This is a genomic window from Nonomuraea insulae (assembly GCF_042656245.1).
In genome coordinates this window covers 554,035-577,924 of sequence record NZ_JBHSPA010000023.1, presented here as the reverse complement: position 1 = coordinate 577,924, position 23,890 = coordinate 554,035, and the positions used below count along the sequence as shown (strand labels likewise).

Sequence of the window (23,890 nt, the reverse complement as noted above, 5' to 3'; positions counted from 1 at the left end):
CGGCCATCCGTGGCGACCTCGAATTGGCCACCTGCGGGGACTTTTACATGGCCACGGACACTAGGCCGACATGAAGAAACCACGTCCAGGCCATAATCCTTTCCGCATGATCTCAGATTCCTCCAATGCGTGCTCGCCGTTCCAGTCGGGCAGGGACGTTCAAGAGTGTGTCAGCCCCAGCGCGGATTCTCCCGTGCCAGCTTCTGGATCAATGCCACGACCGCCGATTCGGTCGCGGGCCGTCCTATCCTCCGGTGCGGGTAGGTCCAGCGGCGTGCGACCAGACGCCGGTGCCGGCGCAGCAGCGTCCCTGGTGTCACCAGTCGGTGAGCACGCAGCGCCGCCGGCAGTCCCCGGGCCAGCGCTGATAGCACCGCTCGATCCGCCCATGACAGCCTCGGGCGGGACACCTGACGGCGCAGCACCGCGACCTCGTGCCGCAGGATGAGGATCTCCATGTTCTTGGAGGCGTCGCTACGAGCCAGCAGCGTCAGCCAGCCCACTACGCGGCAGAAGATCATATAGAGGAAAAGGAGCGTTACGAGCTTCGAGCATGCCCGACCAGGGCCACTGCTCTGACCAGGAAGCCGAGAGTAACCCGCAGCTCACGACCGTGAACGGAGTATTGACACCCTTCGGGGCGGATCGGGCGATCCTTTCCGCGCTGGCGCGGCTTCTTCCCCGATGCCGCCGATGTCACCTGTTTGTGACACCTCGGACGCTCCTGCGCTGGCATGCCGACTTGGTGAAGCGACGCTGGACCTACCCCAGGAACGGGCCGGGACGCCCAGCGATCCGACCCACCCTTCGCGCCCTGGCGCTGCGCTTGGCTGCCGAAAACCCGGACTGGGGGTATCGGCGCATCGCCGGGCAGATTGCCGGTCTGGGTCGGAAGGTGTCCCCGGCCGCTGTATGGGCGATCTTGAAGAGGGCTGGTTTCGATCCGGCGCCCCGGTGCGGCGGTCCGACCTGGGCTCAGTTCCTCAAGGCGCAGGCGTCCGGGATTCTTGCCTGCGATTTCTTCAGCGTGGAGACGGTCATGCTCACACGTTTGTACTGCTTCGCCGTGGTCGAGCACGCCACCCGGCGGGTGCACGTGCTGGGGGTCACGGCGAACCCCACCGCTGGCTGGGTCGCCCAGCAAGCCCGCAACCTGATGCTCGACCTGGGCGATCGGATCGGTGGCTTCCGGTTCCTGATCAGAGACCGGGACAGCAAGTTCACCGCTCTGTTCGATGAGGTGTTCACGACCGAGGGCATGTGCGTGGTGCTCACCGCACCCCAGGCTCCGCGGATGAACGCGATCATGGAGCGGTGGGTGGGCAGCGTACGACGCGAGCTACTCGCTCATCATGAACGAACGCCACCTGCGCAAGGTCCTCGCCGAGTATGAGACCTACTTCAACAGGCATCGTCCGCACCGAGCCCTGAACCAGGCCAGCCCACTGCGGGCGCTACCCGATCCAGTCGACGCCGACATCAAGGTCTCGCGACGAGACCGGCTCGGCGGCCTCCTGCATGAGTAAGCCCAGGTCGCATGAGGCGACACAATATTCGGCACCCACAAGGTCGGCGGTGTGGCGTCCCGCTCGAGGTAATGGATCGCCACGCGGGCGCCATGGGTGGCGAGCACCCGATAGCGGCCGGCCTGCCGCTCCTGCCCGTCGGCGGTGACGCCCACTGATCGCCGTGCCGATGCCGCCCGGCCCCTGCGGCGACCAGGACGTTCTGGCCGCCAGGGCTGGGTCGATCGCGTCAGGAGACCTTGGACGAGGCTGCCGCCCAGGTGTTGCAGGAGGCCGGGTCGGCGGTGCGGAAACCGGCCTTGACCCATCGCTTGCGGTTGGCGGCCTTGCCGTACTCGGCGGAGTCGCGGTAGAAGGACGACGCGACCCTCTCCCAGTCCCGCGCGGTCTTGCCCGGCAGCGGCCAGACGCTCTTGGTGAAGGCCGCGCCCAGGCATTCGACCTGCTGGTACATGCGCCGCCCCTGCTCGAGGTGCTCGGCCTTGCTGCCGGCTCTGAGGTCCTCGCCGGCGTCGTAGAGACCGGCCTGCTTCTGCACGTGGTAACCGTACGTGACGGCGATCGTGTTGAAGAGATCGAGGCCGGTAATTGGCCCGAGGAGCCAGTACTTGCCGATCTTGAAGGACAGCGTGCGGTCCCAGTCGCAGTACCACACCGAGGACGGCTGGATCGTCTCGCCGTCCTCGGACGCGCAGTAGTTCTTGGGCAGGCGGGTCACGTACCGCACCTTGACCGGCTCATAGGGCAGGCCGGCCTTCTTCAGGTGCTGTCCCCACGTGTTCTCCAGGCAGCGCAGGGCCTCGTTGATGTAGGTACGGGCCTCGGCGGGCGTCATGGGCTCGTCCGGCAGGTCGTTACAGGTCGTGGTGGGCAGCGGCCCGGCCTGGTATAACGCGTTCTTGACGAGCACGGGGTTCTTCACGGGATACGCCGAGGCGTGCGCGGCCACCGTGACGGTCAAGGGAGTGAGGAGGGCACAGGCGAGTGCCGCCGCGATCTTGAGGGGCTTCACGATGGGTGAGAATAGGGCTTGCGGGGTTGGAGCGCCATATCGGTACGGGCCTGGAGCTGGAGCCATTGATCCGCGACGCACGCCGCCCGCCGGACGAAACGGCTAAGCGCTCACCGGCGGACCATCGGCTCAGGATCGTTCTCGTGCAGGCTTTCCACATCTGCCCCATGCGGATCTGCCGCGATCCGGGCGCTAGCCCACGTCCACCGATTACTCATCGTGAGTAGCGGACCTGGGCCGTCGGGCAGGCCGCCATCGCAGCGTCCCGAATGCTTCGCGCTCCCGACCTCTGCACATTTGGTGTATCCGACTCTGCACCGGAATCCGTACGCCGGCACCGGGCTGAGTCCGGTCAACTCGCCCTACCTGAAAGAAGAGATCATCATCTTCTGACCTGCTGGAAGGGTCCGACACCCTAGATAACCATCGGCACGGCGGTCATTCTCAGCCGGCAGAGATGAACTGTAGGGTCCGCGGTCAGATGTCCCTTTCCGCAGGTCGGCGTTCCCTGGGTGACCCTTGGGCCGCCATCCGCGGACTCGCAGGTCTCGGCCGAATCGCTGGCGGTCGACCTGGAGCCGGCCAAAGCCGAGCTCAGGACCTTGCGCGCGGAGCGCGACCGGCTCAAGGCCGGCATGGCCCAGCTACGGGCAGTCGAGGCTGAGCGTGATCGGTTGCGAGAGGCGCTCACGGAGTTCGAAAGGAAGCCGGCCGCTCTGAAGAACCGCTCACCTTCAAGGAAATGACACCAAACCCGGAACGATCAAGGCCCGGCGCTGGTGGACGTGGACGTCAACCCGAACGAGCCGCCCATTCCCCGGCAAGGTCTCCTACGACCAGGCCAAGAGCTTCGCGCAGGCTTTCCTCAAGGGCCAGCCGCACAAGGCGGCCATCGCCACCACCCTGTTCAAGGACCGCATCCAGAAACTCGGCGACTAGCCCTTCACGGCGATGCCGCAACATGCGAATATACGTTCGAAGAAAGAAGATCGTCTTTCGGAACGGAGTGCATGTGCGTCCATCAGCCTCTGAACGCATCGGCCGATTAGTCGCCTCGGCCGGGTCCTTGCTCCTGGCGGCGAGCGTGCTCGCCGCCCCAGCCCCCGCCGCCGCGGCCGCCGATCTCGTCGCCGACCTCGGGGTCGCGGGCAAGGGCGGGGACCTGGTGGCCGGCCACGGCAAGGTCTTCGTCGCCGCCGACGACCGGATCGTGGTCACGCACCTCGACGGCGAGGCCGTCACCACGATCGGCGGCCTGTCCGGAGTCACCGCCCTGTCCGCGCCGGACGGCGCCAGGAAGGTGTACGCGACGCTGAGCGGCACGCATGAGGTGATCGAGATCGACACCGCCACGGTCGCCGTCACCCGGCGCATCGATCTGTCCGCGTATCCGTGCCCGTCCACGCTGGCGCAGGCCCACAACCGGTTGTGGATCGGATACGGCTGCGGCGGGGCGGGTGAGGGAGGGGTCGTCGCGCTCGAGGTGCGAGCCACCCCCATCCTCGTCAAGGTCGGGCCGGCCACGACCCAGCCTCCGCTGGTCGCGGTCGCCGGCGCCTTCCTCGCCGTGTCGGAGCCGGGAGTCAGCCCCGCCACCGTCAGGCTGTACGACGTCAACCGCGACCCGGGCAACCCGCTCGGCGAGATCCTCGGCGACGCGGACGGGCTGCCGCCCCTGGAGGACCTGGCCCTCGCCTACCAAGGGTCGGCGGTGCTGCCGGTGCCGTCCGGCGCCCACCGCTTCGACGCCTGGGACACCACGACCTTCGACCGGGCCCACGCCTACGACGAGAAGGGGCCGGCCGGGCACGAACTGGCCGCCACCGTCGCGGCCAGCGAGAACGGCTACTACGTCGTGGGCGGCTGGAACTCCGCCGCGGGTGACGCGGCGGAGCTCGTGGTCTACGACGCGACCACGAGAGAGGTGATCTACACGGCCGGCCACCAGGGAAAGGCGCTGGTGCCAGGCAGCATCGGCTTCTACGGCATCTACACCTTCGCGGTGCTGAAGGAGCCCGGCACCGGGCGCATGCACCTCTGGCGGCTGCCGTCCGCGCCCTACCACTCCTCGGCCCTGACCCTGACGGCGCCCGCCGAGGCGAACGCGCTCAAGCCGCTGACCATCAGCGGACGGGTCACGCTCAGCACTGGGGCAACCCCCGGCGTGCAGACGCTGGAACTGTACAGCTGGCTCCCCGACGGTACCGACCGGCCCTTCCGGGAGGTCACCACAGCGGCGGACGGGACCTACGAGTTCACCGACACCCCACCGGGCCTCGGGACGTTCAGGTATCGCCTGTCCTGGCCGGGCAATTCCTGGTACTACGGGGCCTACGCGACGGCGAACGTCATGGTGGCCAGGTACGAACCGGCGCTCACCGTGACCGGGCCCGCGACGGGCGCCGTCGGCGAGCTGCTGGAGTTCAGCGGCACCTTTGCCGCCGAGGGCGTCGTCTACCCGCGCACGACGGTCACCGTCAGCCGCAGGGCCGTCGCGCCGGACGGCACCGTCACCACCAAGGGTCAGAAACTGGCCGCCGCCACCGACGGGACGTTCGCCTTCACCGACACGCCGGCCACGGCCGGGAAGCACACCTACACCGTCACGCTGGTCGGGAGCTCGACCGTCAAGGGAACGAGCACCAATCACGTGGTCACCGTCGTCGATCCGGCGGGATAGCGTCCCAGGGAGCCGAGGCCTACCTCTCGTAGGCCCCGGCGATGCCGGCCGCGGCGGCGCGCAGGGGCTCCACCAGGCGCGCCGCGCGGACAGCACGATGCCCGCCCTGCGGCAGGTGGACGGACTGAAGGTCACCTCGGTCGCCGACTATCAGGACCAGATGAGCACCGAGATCGAGAACATCGACAAGCTGCTCGACGGCGATCCCAAGCTACTGGGGCTGGCGGCGCCGTTCGCCGAGTGCCTGAAGTCCGAGGGCGAGCGGGTGACCTCCGCGAAGCCGCTCGCGCTGAGCATCCGGGGCATGGAGGTGTGGGGCGAGCAGGCCGGCCGGCTAGCGGTTATGTGGGTGAGAATCTGCTGGTAGGCGGGGTGATCGGGACCACGGGAGCCGGTGGCGGCGGGGGTGCCGGATCGGGCTCGGCGGCCAGGACGAGCAGGGTCTTGCGGGTGATCCGGAGGTGATCGAGGTCCTGGTCGAGTTCCCGTAGGCGGGCGGTCAACTCCTCGATCTGGTCTCGTGTCTGTTCGATCTGGCTGGTCAGGGCTTTCTCGCGGGCGTCGATCCGGTTCAGCAGCCACGTGCCGTGGCGCCGTGGGCGACAGCGTAGGCCATCGCCGGGCGTTTGCTGCCTTTGCACGGGACGGGGCGTCATCTTCCGCGACTTCCGCGACGCCCCGCCGCTCAGGCCTCGATGGCCAGCAGCGAGGAACTCCTTGGGCAGGTAGTGGGCCTACGGGTGGACCCGTGCGCCCAGCCCGCCTGCGGCAATCACGACCCTGGGAAGACTTGGAACAGTGCGCCACCGCGCCTGAGCGAGCGAGGAAACCGGCCGCCGTCACGGACCGGCATCGACGCCACCGACCTGTACGCACTGGGCGGAGCACTCACATGGGTCGGCGACCAGCCCACGCTCCCCTCTTGCCTGCGCCAGGCATCGCGCTCAGGCGTGGGCAGGATGGTCAGGTCAGGAACTCGGCGAGTGGAAAGGATCGGCGGGAACGCGGCGGGATCAGGAAGTTCTGCCGGTGCGTCGTGTGCATGACAGAGTTCAGGCCCGCTCCGGACGAGCGCGGCGAGAACGGGGCACTCCTGCCGCCAGGGAGCACGCCGTCCATGGCGAGGCGCACGCGATTGAAGATCTCGGTGGTCGGGGTGAACAGCAGGAAGTGCAGCCCGGGGGCCGGTTGCTTGCTGTAGTGGTTTCCCACGGGGTCCGAGGTGTAGTGGAACGGATTGTCCAGCGTGGCGAAGTCCCCGCGATTCGTGATGGCCGTGTTCACGGGATAGACGTGACCGTAGTTGCTGGTCAACTCCTGTTGCAGGCGATTCACCGGCTGCATGCTTCCGTTGTGCCCGTAGGCGTGGAATTTCTTGACGTCGGAAAGGACGTCGGCCTCATTCTGCTCGGGCGGATCGGCCGTGATCGTGTTCGGCGGGAAGGAGATTCCCGGGCGGAACATGGCATGGATCCGTTCCTCGAACGTCGGAAAATCCTTGGAGTACCACGCGACGAGGTCTTCGAACAGATGCGACAGGGGCATGATGGTCCCCTGTTTGAAGTAACCGTTGGGCCACTGGTCGGTCCAGCCGGGAAACGTCTCGAAGTTGGAAACCGGGGTGGAGCTCTCCGCGTCCCTGAGCGTGGTGGTGAAGCCGAGGAAGATCGGCGACAGCCGGGGGATGAATTTCGCGCCGGGAACGCCTGCCTGCGTCGCCAGCTTGCTCGCCAGCCCCTGCCGTCCGGTGTGCCCTCCACCCGTGAAGCCCCGCCGGATGCTGGTCACCTTGAACAGGTCACCCGCCTGACCGTCTCCCGTACCGAACAGAGTGTTCGTGACGTCAAGAATCTTGGTGATCGAGTCGCCGCGCAGCAGCACCGCGACGTCGTTGTCCTCCAGGCGGACCGGCCCGAAGCCGGGGGGCGGCTCATCGCTTGGGAACGTCCTGGACCGCTGCAGCGCGTAGACGGTCCGGCCGAGCTCCTTCGAGGTGGTCACATCCACCGGCAAATACATCGGGTACGGCGTGCCAGCGTCGAAATAGCTCGAACTCTTCCCGAGTCTGGGGATGTAATGCTCGAAATAGGGGAGCGCCCAGGCGATTGTGATGGTCACCCCGCTCGGGGCGGGCATGTACTGCTGCTCCAGGCGCTTCAGCACCTCCTCCAGGTGCCGCTGCGCCTCCTGCAATGCCTTCGCCCGTGCCGGCGCCTTCAGCTTCGCCGTGATGACATGAGCGTGGAACGGCGGGATCGCGACGGCCATCGTGCCCTTGCTGCTGGCGACGCCGGAGCCGTCGTCCATGATGACGCGCGGGCGCGGGAAGACGTACTGCTCAGGCGGCAACGCCGGCGGGGTCGGCGGGGTCGGCCGCTCGGGCGCTCCCATTAGCGTGTCGACGAGCTCGTAGATGCCCGCCGAAGCCAGGGCCGTGGCGAGCGTCGCCCCGGCGAGCAGGTACCGCCTGCTCGGCATTCCAGAAGTCCGCGCCTCGGGCGGGTCGCTTCCGTCGTTTCCTATCATGTCGCGCGTTGTACCGCCCTGTTGGGACTGTTGAACCCGAGTTGGAGGCGTCTTGGAGAGCGGTTGATTGGACGATAAGACTGTATCGCCCCGGGTTCGGTGGAGACTTGATCTCTTGAGAGGATCGAGTCCATGCCAGGTAAGTCCCCTATCCCGCCGAGCTGCGCCGCCGAGCGGTGCGGATGGTCGCCGAGGTGCGGCCGGATTATCCGACCGAGTGGGCCACGATCAACGCGGTCGCGACCAAGCTCGGCATCGGCACCGCCGAGACATTGCGCACCTGGGTCCGCCAGGCACAGATCGACGAGGGCAGCCGGCTGCGGGCGTGTGGGACACGCAGCGCACGACCGGTGCGCAGGCAGGCGACCGGCTCACGATTGAGCGCTCCGCGGCCTTGGATGAACAGGGCCTGGTAGATCGCCTCGTGCGAGAAGCGCATGGACCCATCATCGGGGAAGTGCACCTTGAGCCGGTTGGAGATCTGCTCAGGACTCCACGACAGCGCCCACCGGCGGTCCTGACGCCGGGGCTTGTTACGGCCCTTCCAGGCTGAGGGCCGCGGACCGGCTACCGGTTTTCCGTCCGGCCCCTGCAGCCGACCGGCCAGCCGGGCCTGCACGTACTCCCGCAGCTGATCATTGGCCACCAGTTTCGGCGGCGACCGGCCCAGGCGGCGCGCGATCTCGCGAACCCCCTTGTCCTGAGCCTTGAGCAGGGCGATCTCCTCCCGCTTGGTGAACGACAGATACCTGCCAGATGGCGGACTGAGCTCGATCAACGGCATGCCGCCACCCTCGCCGAACGACCGAGACCCGACCGGCCCCGACACGCCGCAAGCCAGAGCGGCATCCTCGCTGGTCAGCCCCTCAGCGATCTTCCTCCAGAAGCCCTGGCCTGTCGACCCTGACCCACCGCAGCCAGGCTTCTTGCAGGACGTCTTCGGCGTCGGCCGCCGATCCGAGCATCTCGTAGGCGACAGTGAAGTGCAGGCTGCGGTAGGCGACGAACGCCTCGGCCACCGGGCTGGCAACGTGGTCACTCAAATCTCGGCCCCTCTCTTTCTCGGCGGTCCTGGTGGCTGAAGACCGTCCTTCCACACTCACGGTGCCGCACGACATGCGGTCCAGATCCGTTGATGGCCGACGGAACCGGCCGCGGATGCCTGGCTAGGCACCCGTTCAGCGGTGGCCGGCGCTTCGCCGCGCTTGGCCGGCTGCAGGTGCCGGCGCTTGTCGTCCTCGGCCCAGGCTGGGAAGTTGAGCGAACAGCGCTTGCGTGCTGCAGGACTGATCGTCTCCGGGGCGATGAACGACCGGCCATCACAATTCACGGACTCACACGGCGTTTTCTAGAGCCCTAATAGGGCGTTTGTCACATGGGGGCTGTTAATTGTCAGCGGAGCCGCCCGCCGACCCACTGGCCGACCGCACGGCAACGCGAGTAGGGCGGCGTCCGGGTGGGCGGCGTGGTTGAGGCGCTCGTTCTCGGCGCTCCGATAAGATGGCAGAAGAATATGTAGGTTTCGAGCTTCTTCAGAAAGCTCTGCGAGCAGGCCACGTATGCGCGACCGGCGTACTGATGAGCTAGCCGGGAAGGTTTTGGAAAGCGACGCCGCTACGTGTCCGGGCAGTCGCTCAGCCTCATCGGCACCTGGGTGGAGACGGTTGCCCAAGCGCTGCTCGTACTGCGTCTGACGCACTCCGGCACCATCCTTGGACTGATCACCTCCGTCAGGTATGCGCCGATCCTGCTGTTGTCGCCGTACGCGGGGCTACTAATCGACCGCTGCAGTAAACGGCACCTGCTACTCGCCACCCAGGCGGATCTCGCCCTGGTTTCTGCCGTCCTTGGTGTGAGCGTTCTGACCGGGGAAATCCGCCTATGGCAGTTGGTGGTCCTCGCAGCGGTGTTCGGCATCCTGAGCGCAGTCGACAACCCGGCACGGCTGGCATTCGTCCATGAAGTGGTCGACCGCCCTCTGATCCGTAACGCGGTGACGCTGAACAGCATCTCGATGAACGTCGCTCGGGTCATCGGACCTACGATTGCGGCGGTCTTGGTCAGCACTGTCGGCATCGGCTGGTGCTTCGTGGTGAACGCGGCGAGTTTCGGCTGCGTCATCGCCTCGCTGCTCGGCCTTGACGCTAGCAGCCTGCATCCTGTCCCGACGGTGTCGCGCGCCCGCGGCCAACTGCGAGCGGGCCTGCGCTATGCCGCCAGCGTTCCTGCGATCAGCCGCCCGCTGTTGATGATGGCGCTTGTCGGCACCTTCACCTTTGAGTTCGAGGTAAGCCTGCCGCTCTTGGCCCGCACTACGTTTCATGGCACCGAGACGGCCTACAGTTGGCTGATCGGCGCCCTGGGCGCCGGAGCAGTTGCAGGGGGCCTGGCCGCTGCCTGGTCATCCCGCACAGGCGTACGGCGGCTTACCAAGGCCGCCTTCTACTACGCGATCGCTGTCGGCCTCGTAGCCGCGGCTCCCACCCTGCCGACCGCGGTGGCGGCTTGCCTCCTAGCCGGCGCAGCCAGCATCACCTTCCTCACCACTGGCAACTCTACTGTCCAGCTCGAATCCGATCCCGCCTTTCGCGGCCGGATCACCGCACTGTGGTCTATGGCGCTCGTCGGTAGTACGCCAATCGGATCCCCGATCATCGGTGCCCTTTCCGACGTGGCCAGTCCGCGATACGCGCTAGCCCTCGGCGCCGCCGCCTGCCTGGCCGCCGTGATCATCGGCACGTGGCCGAGTGGCGACCGCCAGGTGAAGTGACGAGGGCCTGACCATAGGCGGATGAGGCCGGCCTTGATGGCGGCCACATGGCTGGTGGATTGCCCACCTTCGCTTCCCGACCATTCGCGCTTCAGCCGCAGCCACAAAATGTGGCTTCTAGGACCATTTGGGCGATCTGCCACCACCCACCGGGCGCCCCCGGTAACGGGATTTGTCAGAGTTTGCCCTGTTTGCCAACTAGAGGATATGTAGGGATTTTGTGCGAAATTATCGGCCAAAAGCATCTCATTAGAATCTATAGACAGCCATCCCACCCCCTGGTTGCTCAGTTTTAGAGCGATCTTAGTTTCGCACATCTTCGCGTAGGGGTATTTCTCGCCAGTGTCGCCACTTCGGCGAAATCACGTCATAGATGCCGCCATCAGTCGCATTCCAGGCGTTTTGGAGTTTTGGTGATCGTTCGTACTGCGGTTTCGGTCAGGCCGACAGGCAGGCATACATCCGCCCGCGAGGGCCTCCGGATCGTGCCCATGCTCGGGCCAGCCTTCGTCGCGGCGATCGCGTACGTGGATCCCGGCAACGTCGCCACCAACCTGACCGCGGGCGCGACCCTCGGCTACACACTGGTGTGGGTAGTCGTGGTAGCTAGCCTGGTGGCCATCCTGGTGCAATTCCAGGCAGCCAAGCTCGGCATGGCAACCGGCCGGAGCCTGTCGGAGTTGTGCCGCCAAAGGTTCAGCAAGTGGGGCAACCGCATGCTGTGGCTGCAGGCCGAGGTCGTCGTGCTGGCCACCGACCTGGCCGAGTTCGTGGGAGCCGCGATCGGTCTGCAACTGCTGTTCGGAATGCCGGTCGCGGTGTCGGCGGGGGTAACCGCCGTGATATCCCTGTTGCTACTCGAATTGCGGCGTCATGGACGGACCCGCCCCTTCGAGTTGGCGAGCGCGGCAGCCCTGCTGCTGGTCGGCGCCGGAGTCGGCTACGACGTCATCTTTGTGGGCCACCAGGACGCTGGCGGCCTGGCCGCCGGATTGATCCCAAACCTGGGCGGCGACGGGGCGTTGCTCTTGGCTATGGGCATCGTCGGCGCCACGGTCATGCCGCACGCCGTCTATCTGCACTCGGCGCTCGTGCAGGGGCGCGGCATCTCCGCCCAGGCCGCTGGGCGCCAACCGGCTCTGGTCCGCCGGATCCTGCGGCTGGACTGCTCGCTCGCGCTGGGCCTGGCCACGATGATCAACGTCTCGATGATTGCCCTGGGCGCCGGGCTCGGCGCGGCGACCAACGGCGCGTGGGCCGGCGACCTTGTGGCCGCGCACGGCGAACTGGCCGCCCGGATCGGCGGGGCCGCCGCCCTGGCGTTCGCCATCGCGCTGTTGTCGTCGGGCGTGTCTTCCGCCGGGATCGGCACTCTGGCCGGCGACATCGTGATGCTGGGTTTTCTGGGCCGGCGGGTGCCCGTGCACGTGCGACGGATGATCACCATGGCGCCGGCCGTGCTGGCCCTGCTGGCCGGCGCACCCTTGACCGACTTGCTGATCCTTAGTCAGGTGGTCATCTCCCTCGGCGTGCCCGTCGCACTCTTCCTGCTGGTCTCCTTCTGCCGGGACCGCACACTCATGGGCCCGCTGACCAACGCCCCGCTCACCACTGCGATCGCAGCCACCGCCGCCGCGGTGATCGCTCTGCTGGCCTGCTCCCTGCCCCTCACCCTGCTGTTGTGAGGCTGTTTGAGCTGTTGACCGTTGCAATCCGATCCTGCCACCGAGGTGACCAATGCCAGCGCCGAGCGACCACGACCCGACCGACCTCACCCGTTCAGCCCCTGGCTGTGAGCCGGAGTACGGCCCTGCGATAGCGGCGAGCATACCGGTCTCGCTGTCGCGGACCCGGATCAAGCTGGTCGCCTTTGTCCTGCTGGCTGCGGCGGCACCCGTCTTCGATACCCCGGTGTGGCTCACGCTGGCGCTGACGCTTGTGTGCCTGGCCATACCGCTGGCCGTGGCGACACTGGGCGGCGCGGGCTTCGTCCGCGAACTGTTCCTGCTGCCGCCACGACCGATCTCACCCGCAACGATCCAAAAGGATGATCACATATGACCAAGCCCATGGAGCAACGCATTCCGCATCCGCAGCGTGACGGGCAAGGCGGCCTGGATACCGGGCCCCGCAATGTCGAGCTGGACCTGCAGAACCCCGACATGCTCACGCCGCCGGAGACCGACCGCGGCACCGTTCCCAACATGAAGTTCTCCTTCTCCATGGCGCACACCCGCATCGAGGAGGGCGGATGGACGCGCGAGGTCACCCAGCGGGAGCTGCCGATCGCCACCACGCTGGCCGGTGTGGACATGAAGCTCAATCCCGGCGCCTACCGCGAGCTGCACTGGCACCAGGAGGCCGAATGGGCCTATGTCCTGGAGGGAAGTTGCCGCATCGGCGCCGTCGACCAGGAAGGCTGCAACTTCCTCGACGACGTGAAGAAGGGCGACCTGTGGTTCTTCCCCAAGGGGGTGCCGCACTACATCCAGGCGCTGGAGGAGGGCGTGGAGTTCCTGCTCGTCTTCGACAACGGCGCGTTCTCCGAGAACTCCACCTTCATGATCAGCGACTGGTTCGCGCACACGCCCAAGAGCGTCCTTGCCAAGAACTTCGGCTGGACGCCGCAGCAGATGGCCAGCATGCCCGAGAAGGACAAGTACATCTTCCAGGGCCAGGTGCCGCCTCGCCTGGACGCCGACCGGATCGTCAGCCCCACCGGAGACGTACCCAGCACCTTCAAACACCGGATGCTTGCCCAACCGGCGGAGCGGTTCTCCGGCGGTAGCGTCCGCATCGTCGACTCCACGACTTTCAAGGCGGCCACCACCATCTCCGCCGCGCTCGTGGAGGTCGAGCCCGGTGGCCTGCGCGAGCTGCACTGGCACCCGACCGACGACGAGTGGCAGTACTACATCTCCGGTTCCGGCCGGATGGGGGTATTCGCCAGCTCGGAGCTGGCCCGCACATTCGACTTCCGGGCTGGCGACGTCGGCTATGTGCCATTCGCCTACGGACACTACGTCGAGAACCTGGGCAAGGAGCCACTGATCTTCCTGGAGATGTTCCGCAATCCTCGATTTGAGGACATCTCGGCCACCCAGTGGATGGCCAACCTGCCACCCCAGGTCAGCGCGGACACCATCAACATGCCTCGCTCCATGATCGAGGCACTGCCGAAGGACAAGCGCCCTGTCGTCGCCTGAGCCAATGCCCGAAGGAGGCGACGTCGCGCCCGGCCCAGCCGGCATTCGTGCCCTGGGCCGGGCCGAGGCCCTTCGGCCTCCGGGCTGATCCCGTCCCGGCGGATGTGGGCTTGATCGATAGACGGAGAGGTCTCCGGCAGCAGGGAGCACTCGCGGCCACAGCGTTGCCGCAGGTACTCGTGTCCGATGTGCTCGCGACCTGTCCCGGCTGTGAAGCAACCTGTGATTCGGACGCTGGGCCCTGCTCGATGCAGCGACCGTGTGGCCGATCCGGCGGCCCACGACCGCCAGGGTGACGGTGACGTGGGTGTTTGCGATCGTGGCCCTGCTCGGTTGCGCCCTCGCTCTCACGCTTCTGCTCTGATATCAAGCGACACAGGAGTTTCATGGTCACCAACGACGCCGGACGCGGCGCTGGTCCCCCTACCTCGTTGACCAGAACGCGGATCAATCTCGGCATCCTCATCGTGCTGGCCGTTCTCAGCGTATTGTCGGACGCCGCTGCATGGATCACCTTGACCATCATCATGACCTGCCTCGCGATCCCCGCCGCCGTCGCCGTGCAGGACGGCACGGACGCGGCCCGGGCCCTGTTCCTCCTCTCGCCACGCCGCCCTCCGAACCGTGACGATCCACAAGGATGACTCTGGTGCCGGCCCGGCTGGGCACTTCCGGTCCGGGCGCGACATATACCAGCGCCGGGCTGCTCATCCTCCGCATCGTCGTCGGAGGGCTGATCGCCGCCCACGGCCTGCAGAAGATGACCCGCTGGCTAGGTGGAGTCGGTCTTGGCGGCGGGGCTAAGGAACTCGGGCGCGACGGCTTCCGCGGCGGCCGGCTCACCGCAGTAGCGGCCGGGTGCAGTCAGACAGGTGGGGGCTTGCTGCTCGCGGCCGGACTCATGACACCGCTCGCGGTGGCGGACGTCGCCGGCGCCATGACTGTGGCGGCCACGGTGAAGCTTCCGCACGGGCTGTGGATCCAGGAGGACGGATACGAATACCCGCTCGTCATGATCCTTTCCGCCGCCGTCATCGGGCTGACCGGGCCGGGCGCCTGGTCACTCGACCGGCTGGTTGGCATCAAGTGGCCCGCGCCCACCGGGGATCTCGGTGCGGTTCGGCCACGCGCGACCGCAAAGATGCCGCCCAGCAGCACCTCGTCCGCTACCGACCGCTCTCGCCCGAGTTCGCCCACAGGACTCCCCTCCTTGCCCGACCACTGCGTCGTGAATCTGTGGGGATCCGTGTCGATAACAGTTCCGGCATACGTGGTCCGGGGCGGGGCGGACCGGAGTGGGCATCCTGCGAAACAGGTACAGGCCCGCGAGCTCATATCGGCCATCTCCATCAGGCGTGTACCGGGGTTGGTTGACTCCCTTTTGTGGACTTCCGTGGTGGTTGTTGGCATCGCGGAGGGCAGGCTTCGGGATGACCGTTGGTGTTGGCTCGTCCGAGGAGACGCACATCCGCGGACGCACGCGAGTACTCCTACCAGCGACTCAACCAGATGTTACATCCTTGACACGTCTCGAGAAGTCGACGCCTTGCCACTGGAGAACCGCAATTATGAGTGACCTCTCCGCCAACAAGCAGGTCAGGATCGCACGCCGCGACGCTCTCGACGGCGATACGCCACAGACGCCCGGGCTCATCCGCGAGGTTGCCTTCGACTCCCGCAATCCGGACGCGGCCCATCTGTCGGCATTCCGGAGCACCGTCAAGCCTGGCGCGGCTACCAGTGCGCACCATCACGGGGACCAGGAGACCGTCCTCTACATCATCAGCGGTACGTCCCGGTTCCGGTGGGGAGACCGGCTGGAGCATGTAGCCGAAGCCGGCCCAGGAGATTTCGTGTTCGTCCCCTCCCACCTCGTTCACCAGGAGATCAACGCCTCCGCCGAGTTCGAGACAGTCTGGGCTGTAGTGCGCTCCGGCGTGGACCCGGTGGTGGTCAACCTCCCGGAGCTCGACGCCTATATCGAGCATGCGGCGATCGAGTACACCGCCCCGGAATAATCTCCTGGGTGGTGTAGCTGCGGCTCAGCGCATCCGCAGGACGCAGGCCGATCAAACCCCGTTGCGTGGCAGCGTCCCACTCATCAGGGACGGCCGCAGCTTCTCCGCCACGGCCCGATCCTCACCCCGGCGCTGGGCGGTGTAGCGCAGATATTCTTCAGCGCCCTGAATCAACCAGACCGGGGATTCGTGACAACCCGCGCGACGTGCGTTCCGGCAGCAAGTGATACGAAATTCAGCGCCATACGGAGTCACTCTCTGGGTCTCGCCCAAGCGCTCACCGAGATCGTCATCTGGCTTGACCTCAGCGACGACATCACGCCCGAGGCGACGATCAAGGTGCTGGAGCCTGTGGTTACCCTCCTGCGGGACCTCCCCGAGCAGGACCGGCAAGCCCTCGCCGACCTGATCAACGAGTTCGCGCAGGAGGAAACCGACCCTGACCGGCATCTGACCGCCTGGGAAGCGACCGAAACTTTGGATCTCCTGACCTGAGGGCGTCACTGCACACCAAGGCTCCGCCCGGCACGTCCGGCGGGGTCTTTGCCTGCGGCTTATTGACCACTTGACGACCTTAATGAGTTGCCGCCGCTTCACGCGGCGCCAGCCACTTGAGAGTCGGCGTGGAGACCGGCGGTCGCAGCGCTGAGGCAGCGGGACCGGATGTGGGCGAGGCGGGGAGCTGGCGGCGTCGGGCTGTTCTCCGTGCTCATCGGGACATTTCAGACCGCCGTACTTGCTTGATGCTCTGCTGGCAATGGTTGGGACCACTCTGCACAGCATCGATAGGCGCCGGCCACCCGGTCCCTCACCCGAGCTCCAGTCGTAGTGGGGGGTGGCGCGTGGGTCCTGGGAGACTCAGGCCAGAGGAAAAGCGGCGACGAAGCGGGCCCCCTGGTCGGAGTCGGTGATGATCAGGCTGCCCTGGTGACGTTCGGCGATCTGGCGGGCGATGGCCAGGCCGAGGCCGGTGCCGCCGGCGTCTTTGGCGCGGGCGTCGGCCAGTCGTGTGAACCGCTGGAAGATCTCCTCTCGCTTGGCCACGGGCACGCCGGGGCCGTCGTCGCAGACCTCCAGCACGGCCTGCTGCTGCCGACGGGCGAGCCGGACCGTCACCAACGAGGTGGCGTGCCGTTCGGCGTTGTCGAGCAGGTTGGCGAGCAGGCGCGCGCATGCCAGGCCCTCACCGACGATCACGATGCCGGGCTCGATCTCCGAAATGATCGGCGGGCAGGAGGTCCGGCGAGCCACCTCCGTGCTCACCACGTCACTCAGATCCACCAGGGCGGAGGGCGTGGGGCAGCGTGCGTCGAGCCGGCTGAGGGTCAGCAAATCGGTGACGAGTGCCTCCAGCCGATCCAGGCCGGCCAGGACGGCGTCACACGTGTGGGACCAGTCGGCCTCGGCATGCATCTTCGCCTCCTCCATCTGCAGGCGCATCGCGGCAATGGGATGCCGCAGATCGTGGGAGGCGTCGGAGGTGAACTGCCGCTCGCGCTCCAGGGCCACCTGCAGGCGCTCGAGGGTCTCGTTCACCGTCACGGTCAGCCGTTGGATCTCGTCATGGGCCGGGGGCAACGCCACGCGTCGTCCGGGATCGGTCGCAGTGATCTCGGCCAGGGTGGAACGGATGACCTCGACCGGCCGCAGGGCACGGCCGACCACCCGGAACGTGCCGAACCCCACGACCGCGACGATCAAGCCTGCCGTGGCTGAAACCAGCAGCAGGGTCGAAGGGCTCACATACCAAGCAGGCACGGGGGACGCGCCATAGACCAGCAGATCGCCGCCGACAGCGGCGGGCATCCACACCGCGGAGACGATCATGCACGAACCCGCGAAACCCGGTACGTCGCACCGCACCCGATCGACGCCGCCGGCGCGAGGCGCCGGGGTGAAGGAGGCCAGCCGCGCTCGCCCCTGCACCTGCCGGCTCGCCGCTACCACCTCTCCCGTCGAACGGATCACTTGCAGGGCCGCCAGCCCTTCGTCCTCGATCACGGCGGGCACCAGCCGGTGCGAGTAGCGGAACAGCGTGCGCATGATGCCGTCGTAGACGCGGTCGTCACGTTGCTTGATCTCCTGGTGGCGAAGGTGACTCAGGCTGAACACCGCCAGTCCCGCGCACAACAGCGCCATGACCGCCGCCGACAACACTGTCAGCCGGGTCCGGATGGACCAATTGCGCCACACCTTCATCGCCGCCTCCCGTCATCGCCAGGCTAGACACGCGACCTCCTCGCGCCGGGCAGTCGAGGGCAAGCACCAGGGCACGATTCAGCCTCAGGCGTCGGCCTGAACCTTTCCCTTTGGGCAAAGCAGTGTCCAGGCGGCGGTGTGACGGCTCGTTGACTACATTGTGGCTGGTGGGACTAGCGCGCGCAGGGCAGCGAGGATCGAGGCGCCTGACGGCCGGTGCGCCCGGCCGTCAGGCGTCAGGACAGCAGTCCCGTGGCCCACATCAGGGCCATCCCGGCCAGCACGCCGCAGATGCTCAGCGGGTGCAGCGCCCGGCCGACCTGGTCGCGTATCGCCGGAACGAGCTGCAGGATCACCTGCGCTATCGCCCCGACGCCGAACCCGAGCAGCAGCGCTCCGATCGCGGGCTGGACCGCGGCGGCGCCGAGCCAGGCGCCCAGGATCGCAGGTGCGCCCGCCACCAGGCCGAGGACGAGGAGTGTGCCGGGCGCGACGCGATGGTCGGCGGCTGGGGCCACGATCGCTAGGCCCTCGGTGGTGTTGTGCACGGCGAAGCCGATGACGAGGGTGGCGCCGAGGGCCAGCGCGCCCACCGCGTAAGCCGAGCCGATGGCCAGCCCCTCGCCGAGGTTGTGCAGGCCGATGCCGACCGCGACGAGCAGCGCCAGGCGGTGGCCGCCGGGCCGGGCGGCCAGCCAGGTGCCCACACCGGCCAGCAGCAGGTACGCCGCGACGGCCCCGAACAACACCAGCCCGGCGCCGCCGAGCGCCCCCGCGGCCTCGTTCGCGATCTCCAGACCCTCGACGCCCGCGTCAATCGCCAGCCAGGTCAGCAGGCCGATGGTCAGCGCCATCAGCAACTGGATCCAGCGCGGCGGGATTCTGCGCAGCCACGGCAGCCAGAGCATTCCGATGGCGATGGGGATGATGCCGACGTACATGCCGAGCAGCGCCATCAGCCCCAGGAACCCGGCCGGGTCCGGCGTCGTGACGGCGACGGGGATCTCGTGGCTGATCAGGCCACCGCTGGAGGTGAGCAGGCCGATCTCGTAGGCCTCTCCCTCGACCCAGGGGTAGGTGACCCTCACGGTGGTGGCGCGCAGGCGACCGATCTCCGTCTCCTCCGCGCGGAAGTCGGAGAAGGCGTCGTTGACCACGACCTGGGCAATGGCGACCGGGTCGGGACCTAGGTTGCGGATGATCAGCTCGATCGATCCCGGACCGAGCACCGTGCGTTCCACGGCCAACTCCTCGGCGGGAGGACCGGCCCGCCCAGTGAGACCGGGCACGTCGAGGACGGAGAAGGTGGCCACGGCGAGCGCGACGACGCACAGCGGGAGCAGGCCGAACACCCAGGTGCCGAGCCGTCCGCCCGCCCGGCCGCGAGCCTGGCCGGGAGCAGAGTCTCCGCGCGCCATCTCAGAGCCCTCCTTCGTACGAGCCGCCCTGAGTAGCGGCCCCGGAGCCGACGTCGAAGAACCCCATCCAGCCGAGCTCGGCGAACTCCGACTGATGGGCGTGGAACATGTAGCGGCCACGGCTGCCGAACCGGAGTTCGAGAATGCCACGCTGGCCCTGGCAGAGCATCACCGTGTCGGTGTGCTCGGAAGGCCGCAACGACGTGCCGGTGGGATACCAGTCGAAGAAATTGCCATGTACGTGGAATGAGTTGATCAGATCGTATTCGAGGATGTTGACGAGATAGACTCTGATCAGCTCACCCAGTTTTACCCGCACCGGCTCCGCCATATAGGCGAACGGAATGCTGTTGACGGCGTAAAGCTCGTTGGCGCGGTCGAAATTGGTGTCGAATCCGTTCATGACCATCACGAGTTCGTCCGCTGCGGGGCGGCCGGCCTTCGGATCGATGAGCAGGGCGCCGTACAGCCCTTTGGCTATGTGCGCGGCCAGCGGCGAGACGTGGCAATGGTACGGGTGGAGGCCAAAAGGAAGGGCGTCGAACTCGTAAACCGTTCGCCCGCCCGGCTGGATCAGTCCCGGGCCCAGTCCCGGGACGCCGTCGACCTCCGGGGCGTGCACTCCGTGGAAATGGATGGTGTGCGGGTGAGAGGAGTCATTGACCAGGGTGATCCGTAAGCGGTCGCCCTCGGTGGCGCGCAATGTCGGGCCGGGCACTCTGCCGTTGTAGGTCCAGGCCGGGAACGTCACCCCCGGCGCCACCTCGATGTTCTTCTCTCCGGCCGCCAGGGTCCATTCCCGTAGGGTCCGCCCGCCGGGCAGACGCGAGGTCTTTCCACGGTCGAAATCCCGCAGCAGGGTGGTCGGGTGGAAACCGTTCGCCGCGTTGTCGACGTTCGTCCCGGATCGGAAACCGGCGTGCGCCGATCCTGCCGTGTGTGCCGGCCCGTGATGATAATGATCCGGGCCGGCCGCCTGGGCCGCTGATTTTCCGGCCAGATGTGCGGCGACTACGGTGCCGGCCATGGGAGCCAGCGCGGCGATCGCCAGACGTCGTGAGATATCCGCCACGATCAATACAATAAGTTGTCAATTCCTGTACGGCAATATGTCAAATCGACGAATCACAAATGCGGTCCATTCCCGAACAAATCCGCCTTTATCGTCATTTCCGCAATATGGATCCATCCGCGCCCCAGCAGGTCCCGCCCCCAGCCGCGAGCACCGAAGACCTGGGTGCCCAGCGTGCGGTCGGCCTCCAGCACCAGCAGCGCCGCGGCCAGCACGGGGAAAGGCCATCAGAACGAGCAGGCTGGTCAGTAGCACGTTCCAGACGAAGATCGACAGCCGGGACATCGTCATGCCGGACGCGCGCATGCAGATGATGGTGGTGATGAAGTTGACCGAGGCCAAAATGGCGCCCAGGCCGATGAGTGACAGGCCATGATCCACAGGTCGCTGCCGATGTTGGGGCTGTAAGTCCGGTCGGACAGCGGGCTGTAGGCGAACCAGCCGAAGAGCGCGGCGCCGTACGCGGCGAAAGAAGCCGCTCACCACGATGAGCCCGCCGAACAGGAACAACCAGTAGGTGTCCAGCGAGACGATTTGCGTCCCGGGCGAGAGCAGTTCGGCCCTGATCACCATCGCCATGATCCCGGCCAGCAGGAAGAAGAGAAAACTGGTGCCGAGGTAGAGCTTACCGATCACTTTGTGGTCCGTGGTGGACATCCACGAGGCGATCAGCTTTCCAGTGTTGGTCCGGCGGCGTGGGATAGACGGCGCGGGCTCCGCTTTCGGCTCTGCGACAGCCGGAGCCTGCAGGTCGGCATCCTGCGGGTGTGAAAGCGCTCGCCGCGACGACCTGGCCTGTCTGGCTCATGAAACAGCGACATGAGACGAGTGAGCGAGGACCCGGGTCTTTATCCGATCATCGGTGACTCATCACTTCACCGTCGCCCGCAGGCGAGGGTGAAGTCGGCATTCTGGACGGGACTGCGCGGGGGGTTGAGCTGGCGGGAGCAATGAGGTCGGTCTGGCGGTCCTTGATAGGGCCGCCGCTGCGCGCACAGGAGGTCTCCAAAGAGCAGATCACGCCCGTGGAGGGGCTGTCCGCGTTGTCGCTGGACGCTCTGACATCGGTGGCGTACGGGCCGGAGGCGATCCTGGCGGTGCTGGCCGTGGCCGGGGCCGGTGCGCTGAGTCTTGTGCTGCCGATCACCGTCGTGATCGTGCTCCTGCTGGCCACCTTGGTGTTCTCTTATCGGCAGGTCATCGACGCCTATCCGGGAGGCGGGGGCTCGTATGCGGTCTGCCGGGCCAACTTCCGCGGACGCGTCAAGCTGCTCGCCGCAGCGGCCCTGATCGTCGACTACACCTTGACCGTTGCCGTCTCCATCGCCGCCGGGGTGGGCATGCTGGCCTCGGCCTTTCCCGGCCTGATCGCTCTTACCGTGCCGATCTGCCTGTGCATCCTGGCCGTCATCACCGTTCTCAACCTGCGCGGCCTGGGTGACACGGCCAGAGCGTTCCTGCTGCCCACGGTGGTGTTCATCGGTGGGTTGCTGGCGGTCATAGCCGTCGGGCTGCTACATCCCCTTGCGGCGGGTTCTGTCCGCCCCTACCGTCCGGCCCTGCCCGGGCTGGAGACGGTGGGCCTGCTCCTGCTCTTGAAGGCGTTCTCGGCCGGATGTAGTGCGCTGACCGGAGTAGAGGCGATCGCCAATGGTGTGCCGCTGTTCCGGCCGCCGCGGGCCCTCCGCGCCAAGCGTACCGAGTTGCTGCTCGGCAACATCCTTGCGGTGATGCTGCTGGGACTGGCCGTGCTGGCGGACCGTTGGCGGATCGGCCCGCAATCCGAGGAGACCGTACTCAGCCAGGTCATGGCCGCTGCCGTCGGCAGGAACTGGGCCTACTACCTGCTCTCGCTGACCATCACGCTGGTGCTCGCCCTGGCCGCGAATACGGCGTTCGGCGGGCTGCCGGTGCTGGCCGGTCTCCTCGCCAAGGACAACTACCTGCCGCACCTGTTTGCTCTGCGTGACGACCGGCAGGTGTTCGCCTACGGCGTCTGCACGCTGACCGTCCTATCAGGAGTACTGCTCGTCGCGGTGAACGGGCAGACCCTGGCGCTGATCCCGTTGTACGCCATAGGGGTGTTCACCAGCTTCACGCTGGCGCAGACGGGGCTCGTCCGGCACTGGAGACGGATCCGGCCACGGCATTGGCGGCATCGGGCTGTCATCAACGGCATCGGTGCGTGTGTGACGGCGACCGCCAGCGGGATATTCCTCGTTTCGAAGTTCACTGAGGGGGCGTGGGTTGTGACTCTGGCCATCCCGCTGTTGATTGTCCTGTTCGCCCGAATCCACTCCTATTACCAGCGGACTGCACACGCGCTCGGTCTGGACATGCCGCCCGGCCGGCCTTGCCGCAGAGACACCCTGGTGGTGGTGCCGGTGACCGATGTCTCCCGGTTGACTCAGCACGCCATCGGGATGGCGCTATCGATCAGCGACCGAGTCGTGGCCGTCACCGTGGTGACAAGTGGCGCCGAAACCAGCCCCGGGCGTGCTGAGGAGCTACGGGAGCAGTGGGCCCGATGGGACCCCGGTGTGCCGCTGCACGTGCTGGAGACCGACTACGCCTCGGTGGCGCGCCCCGTAGTGACCTATATCGACGAATTCGCGCGGCGCCACGACGAGCAGCTCGTCGTCCTGATCCCCATAGTGCTGCCTGACCGTCTGCGATACAGCCTCCTGCACAACCACCTGGACCTCGTCCTCGCCGAGGAGCTACGGGGCCGCCCGGATGTCATCGTGGCGCGCGTCCCCATGCACCTACCGTGACGAGGGACGGCCCGTGAACAAGCGCGGGCCGGCTACCAGAGCCGGCCGAGTTCGGAGAGCTCGGATTCGCTGCGCTGGATGGCGGCCTGGTCTCGCCTGATGTGCCGGCCCGTTGGATGCGAGGGAAGGTCGTACCGCCGGCACGTCGGTGGGCCCGGGTCCTCTGTCTCCAGCGCCGGAGAGCTTGGGAAGGCTTTGCCCCGTGCGGGGAGACTGCGCAGTGTCGCTCCGCTAGCGTTGGAATTTGTTTCACGCGCCGTACCGGCGCTTCGAGGGGCCGCATCGACGCCCAGTCATCCCGTATCTGCCATGGTTCTCATCGCGTCACAGCCTCTGGATCAACGCCACGACCGCCGAATCGGTCGCAGGCCGTCCCATCCTCCGGTGCGGGTAGGTCCAGTGACGCGCGACCAGACGCCGGTGCCAGCGCAGCAGCGTCCCCGGTGTCACCAGTCGGTGAGCACGCGGCACCGCCGGCAGTCCCCTGGTCAGCGCGGACAGCACCGCTCGATCCACCCATGACAGCCTCGGACGGGACACCTGACGGCGCAGCACCGCGACCTCGTGCCGCAGTACGAGGATCTCCATGTTCCTGGAGGCTTCGCTACGAGCCAGCAGCGTCAGCCAGCCCACGATGCGGCAGAAGAACATGTAGAAGAGACGGAGCGTCACGAGCCTCGAGCATGCCC

Annotated in this window: 23 protein-coding genes and 2 pseudogenes; 14 read left to right on the top strand and 11 right to left on the bottom strand. The window is 66.9% G+C overall.

All coding sequences use genetic code 11. The annotated features are described in order from the left end of the window. Window positions 1-170 precede the first annotated feature (170 nt). Window positions 171-503: a hypothetical protein gene (locus ACFPZ3_RS20400; protein WP_379515735.1), complete on the bottom strand. Its 333-nt coding sequence runs from the start codon at window positions 501-503 to the stop codon at window positions 171-173. 50 nt (window positions 504-553) lie between these two features. Here ACFPZ3_RS20400 and ACFPZ3_RS20395 point away from each other — a divergent pair, with 50 nt between their 5' ends. Then, complete coding sequence (locus tag ACFPZ3_RS20395) at window positions 554-1,393, top strand: hypothetical protein (protein WP_379515734.1); 840 nt, start codon at window positions 554-556, stop codon at window positions 1,391-1,393. Further along, window positions 1,353-1,526, top strand: a complete 174-nt coding sequence (locus tag ACFPZ3_RS20390; RefSeq protein WP_379515733.1) for an integrase core domain-containing protein — start codon at window positions 1,353-1,355, stop codon at window positions 1,524-1,526. Before ACFPZ3_RS20395 ends, ACFPZ3_RS20390 begins: the two co-directional genes overlap by 41 nt. 229 nt (window positions 1,527-1,755) lie before the next feature. On the opposite strand, the gene ACFPZ3_RS20385 is transcribed toward ACFPZ3_RS20390, so the two are convergent. Then, window positions 1,756-2,538, bottom strand: a complete 783-nt coding sequence (locus tag ACFPZ3_RS20385; RefSeq protein ID WP_379515732.1) for a neutral zinc metallopeptidase — start codon at window positions 2,536-2,538, stop codon at window positions 1,756-1,758. Between the two features lie 1,012 nt (window positions 2,539-3,550). On the opposite strand from ACFPZ3_RS20385, the gene ACFPZ3_RS20380 reads away from it, so the two are divergent. Both ACFPZ3_RS20380 and ACFPZ3_RS20375 read left to right on the top strand, forming a co-directional pair. Beyond that, window positions 3,551-5,218 (top strand): hypothetical protein, encoded by a 1,668-nt coding sequence (locus ACFPZ3_RS20380; protein ID WP_379515731.1) that lies wholly within the window; start codon window positions 3,551-3,553, stop codon window positions 5,216-5,218. A 97-nt stretch (window positions 5,219-5,315) separates the two neighbouring features. After that, entirely contained in the window at window positions 5,316-5,585 is a 270-nt protein-coding gene (locus ACFPZ3_RS20375) for a hypothetical protein (RefSeq protein WP_379515730.1), read from the top strand. On the opposite strand, the gene ACFPZ3_RS20370 is transcribed toward ACFPZ3_RS20375, so the two are convergent. Both ACFPZ3_RS20370 and ACFPZ3_RS20365 read right to left on the bottom strand, forming a co-directional pair. Continuing rightward, window positions 5,560-5,859, bottom strand: a complete 300-nt coding sequence (locus ACFPZ3_RS20370; RefSeq protein ID WP_379515729.1) for a hypothetical protein — start codon at window positions 5,857-5,859, stop codon at window positions 5,560-5,562. The two genes, ACFPZ3_RS20375 and ACFPZ3_RS20370, sit on opposite strands and share 26 nt — an antisense overlap. 322 nt (window positions 5,860-6,181) lie before the next feature. Then, complete coding sequence (locus tag ACFPZ3_RS20365; protein WP_379515728.1) at window positions 6,182-7,525, bottom strand: DUF7405 family protein; 1,344 nt, start codon at window positions 7,523-7,525, stop codon at window positions 6,182-6,184. Between the two features lie 401 nt (window positions 7,526-7,926). Between ACFPZ3_RS20365 and ACFPZ3_RS20360 the strand changes: the two are divergent. Next, window positions 7,927-8,061 (top strand): annotated as a pseudogene (locus ACFPZ3_RS20360) (IS3-like element ISMyma3 family transposase); the annotation flags it as partial. Here ACFPZ3_RS20360 and ACFPZ3_RS20355 read toward each other — a convergent pair. Together ACFPZ3_RS20355 and ACFPZ3_RS20350 are read right to left on the bottom strand one after the other, a co-directional pair. Continuing rightward, window positions 8,058-8,603 (bottom strand): annotated as a pseudogene (locus ACFPZ3_RS20355) (transposase); the annotation flags it as partial. The pseudogenes ACFPZ3_RS20360 and ACFPZ3_RS20355 overlap by 4 nt on opposite strands. 7 nt (window positions 8,604-8,610) lie before the next feature. Next, window positions 8,611-8,787 (bottom strand): sigma factor, encoded by a 177-nt coding sequence (locus ACFPZ3_RS20350; RefSeq protein ID WP_379515727.1) that lies wholly within the window; start codon window positions 8,785-8,787, stop codon window positions 8,611-8,613. Between the two features lie 575 nt (window positions 8,788-9,362). On the opposite strand from ACFPZ3_RS20350, the gene ACFPZ3_RS20345 reads away from it, so the two are divergent. From ACFPZ3_RS20345 to ACFPZ3_RS20310, 8 genes are all read left to right on the top strand, one after another. Continuing rightward, the gene (locus ACFPZ3_RS20345) at window positions 9,363-10,514 is read left to right on the top strand and encodes an MFS transporter (protein WP_379515726.1); all 1,152 of its coding nucleotides are present in this window, start codon (window positions 9,363-9,365) and stop codon (window positions 10,512-10,514) included. A 413-nt stretch (window positions 10,515-10,927) separates the two neighbouring features. Beyond that, a complete protein-coding gene (locus ACFPZ3_RS20340) occupies window positions 10,928-12,199 on the top strand; it encodes an Nramp family divalent metal transporter (protein WP_379515725.1) in 1,272 nt (423 codons plus the stop codon). Between the two features lie 52 nt (window positions 12,200-12,251). Beyond that, window positions 12,252-12,575 (top strand): hypothetical protein, encoded by a 324-nt coding sequence (locus ACFPZ3_RS20335; protein WP_379515724.1) that lies wholly within the window; start codon window positions 12,252-12,254, stop codon window positions 12,573-12,575. Then, a complete protein-coding gene (locus ACFPZ3_RS20330) occupies window positions 12,572-13,720 on the top strand; it encodes an oxalate decarboxylase family bicupin (RefSeq protein WP_379515723.1) in 1,149 nt (382 codons plus the stop codon). The genes ACFPZ3_RS20335 and ACFPZ3_RS20330 overlap by 4 nt, the downstream gene beginning before the upstream one ends. A 386-nt stretch (window positions 13,721-14,106) precedes the next feature. Then, the gene (locus ACFPZ3_RS20325; RefSeq protein WP_379515722.1) at window positions 14,107-14,364 is read left to right on the top strand and encodes a hypothetical protein; all 258 of its coding nucleotides are present in this window, start codon (window positions 14,107-14,109) and stop codon (window positions 14,362-14,364) included. Then, window positions 14,361-15,296, top strand: a complete 936-nt coding sequence (locus ACFPZ3_RS20320; RefSeq protein WP_379515721.1) for a DoxX family protein — start codon at window positions 14,361-14,363, stop codon at window positions 15,294-15,296. Before ACFPZ3_RS20325 ends, ACFPZ3_RS20320 begins: the two co-directional genes overlap by 4 nt. After that, window positions 15,289-15,738, top strand: coding sequence for a cupin domain-containing protein (locus ACFPZ3_RS20315; protein ID WP_379515720.1), 450 nt, complete (start codon window positions 15,289-15,291; stop codon window positions 15,736-15,738). Before ACFPZ3_RS20320 ends, ACFPZ3_RS20315 begins: the two co-directional genes overlap by 8 nt. Before the next feature lie 189 nt (window positions 15,739-15,927). Then, entirely contained in the window at window positions 15,928-16,233 is a 306-nt protein-coding gene (locus tag ACFPZ3_RS20310) for a hypothetical protein (RefSeq protein ID WP_379515719.1), read from the top strand. Between the two features lie 363 nt (window positions 16,234-16,596). On the opposite strand, the gene ACFPZ3_RS20305 is transcribed toward ACFPZ3_RS20310, so the two are convergent. The 4 genes from ACFPZ3_RS20305 to ACFPZ3_RS20290 all read right to left on the bottom strand — a co-directional run bounded on the left by ACFPZ3_RS20305 (window position 16,597) and on the right by ACFPZ3_RS20290 (window position 21,084). Beyond that, a complete protein-coding gene (locus ACFPZ3_RS20305; protein WP_379515718.1) occupies window positions 16,597-17,937 on the bottom strand; it encodes a sensor histidine kinase in 1,341 nt (446 codons plus the stop codon). A gap of 236 nt (window positions 17,938-18,173) precedes the next feature. Then, the gene (locus tag ACFPZ3_RS20300) at window positions 18,174-19,355 is read right to left on the bottom strand and encodes a ZIP family metal transporter (RefSeq protein WP_379515717.1); all 1,182 of its coding nucleotides are present in this window, start codon (window positions 19,353-19,355) and stop codon (window positions 18,174-18,176) included. 1 nt (window position 19,356) lies between these two features. Beyond that, complete coding sequence (locus ACFPZ3_RS20295) at window positions 19,357-20,427, bottom strand: multicopper oxidase domain-containing protein (protein WP_379515716.1); 1,071 nt, start codon at window positions 20,425-20,427, stop codon at window positions 19,357-19,359. Window positions 20,428-20,445: 18 nt separating this feature from the next. Beyond that, complete coding sequence (locus tag ACFPZ3_RS20290; RefSeq protein ID WP_379515715.1) at window positions 20,446-21,084, bottom strand: cbb3-type cytochrome c oxidase subunit I; 639 nt, start codon at window positions 21,082-21,084, stop codon at window positions 20,446-20,448. A 293-nt stretch (window positions 21,085-21,377) separates the two neighbouring features. On the opposite strand from ACFPZ3_RS20290, the gene ACFPZ3_RS20285 reads away from it, so the two are divergent. Further along, window positions 21,378-23,201: an APC family permease gene (locus ACFPZ3_RS20285; RefSeq protein WP_379515714.1), complete on the top strand. Its 1,824-nt coding sequence runs from the start codon at window positions 21,378-21,380 to the stop codon at window positions 23,199-23,201. A gap of 324 nt (window positions 23,202-23,525) precedes the next feature. Here the strand turns inward: ACFPZ3_RS20285 and ACFPZ3_RS20280 are convergent, their stop codons facing one another. Further along, on the bottom strand, window positions 23,526-23,873 hold the full coding sequence (locus ACFPZ3_RS20280; protein WP_379515713.1) for a hypothetical protein: 348 nt from the start codon (window positions 23,871-23,873) through the stop codon (window positions 23,526-23,528). Window positions 23,874-23,890: the final 17 nt, after the last annotated feature.

Coding starts and splice junctions, on each gene's coding strand:
- ACFPZ3_RS20395 (WP_379515734.1), top strand. CDS start 554: ATGCCCGACCAGGGCCACTGCTCTGACCAGGAAGCCGAGAGTAACCCG.
- ACFPZ3_RS20390 (WP_379515733.1), top strand. CDS start 1,353: ATGAACGAACGCCACCTGCGCAAGGTCCTCGCCGAGTATGAGACCTAC.
- ACFPZ3_RS20375 (WP_379515730.1), top strand. CDS start 5,316: ATGCCCGCCCTGCGGCAGGTGGACGGACTGAAGGTCACCTCGGTCGCC.
- ACFPZ3_RS20365 (WP_379515728.1), bottom strand. CDS start 7,525: ATGGACGACGGCTCCGGCGTCGCCAGCAGCAAGGGCACGATGGCCGTC.
- ACFPZ3_RS20335 (WP_379515724.1), top strand. CDS start 12,252: ATGCCAGCGCCGAGCGACCACGACCCGACCGACCTCACCCGTTCAGCC.
- ACFPZ3_RS20330 (WP_379515723.1), top strand. CDS start 12,572: ATGACCAAGCCCATGGAGCAACGCATTCCGCATCCGCAGCGTGACGGG.
- ACFPZ3_RS20325 (WP_379515722.1), top strand. CDS start 14,107: ATGGTCACCAACGACGCCGGACGCGGCGCTGGTCCCCCTACCTCGTTG.
- ACFPZ3_RS20320 (WP_379515721.1), top strand. CDS start 14,361: ATGACTCTGGTGCCGGCCCGGCTGGGCACTTCCGGTCCGGGCGCGACA.
- ACFPZ3_RS20315 (WP_379515720.1), top strand. CDS start 15,289: ATGAGTGACCTCTCCGCCAACAAGCAGGTCAGGATCGCACGCCGCGAC.
- ACFPZ3_RS20305 (WP_379515718.1), bottom strand. CDS start 17,937: ATGAAGGTGTGGCGCAATTGGTCCATCCGGACCCGGCTGACAGTGTTG.
- ACFPZ3_RS20300 (WP_379515717.1), bottom strand. CDS start 19,355: ATGGCGCGCGGAGACTCTGCTCCCGGCCAGGCTCGCGGCCGGGCGGGC.
- ACFPZ3_RS20290 (WP_379515715.1), bottom strand. CDS start 21,084: ATGTCCACCACGGACCACAAAGTGATCGGTAAGCTCTACCTCGGCACC.
- ACFPZ3_RS20285 (WP_379515714.1), top strand. CDS start 21,378: ATGAGGTCGGTCTGGCGGTCCTTGATAGGGCCGCCGCTGCGCGCACAG.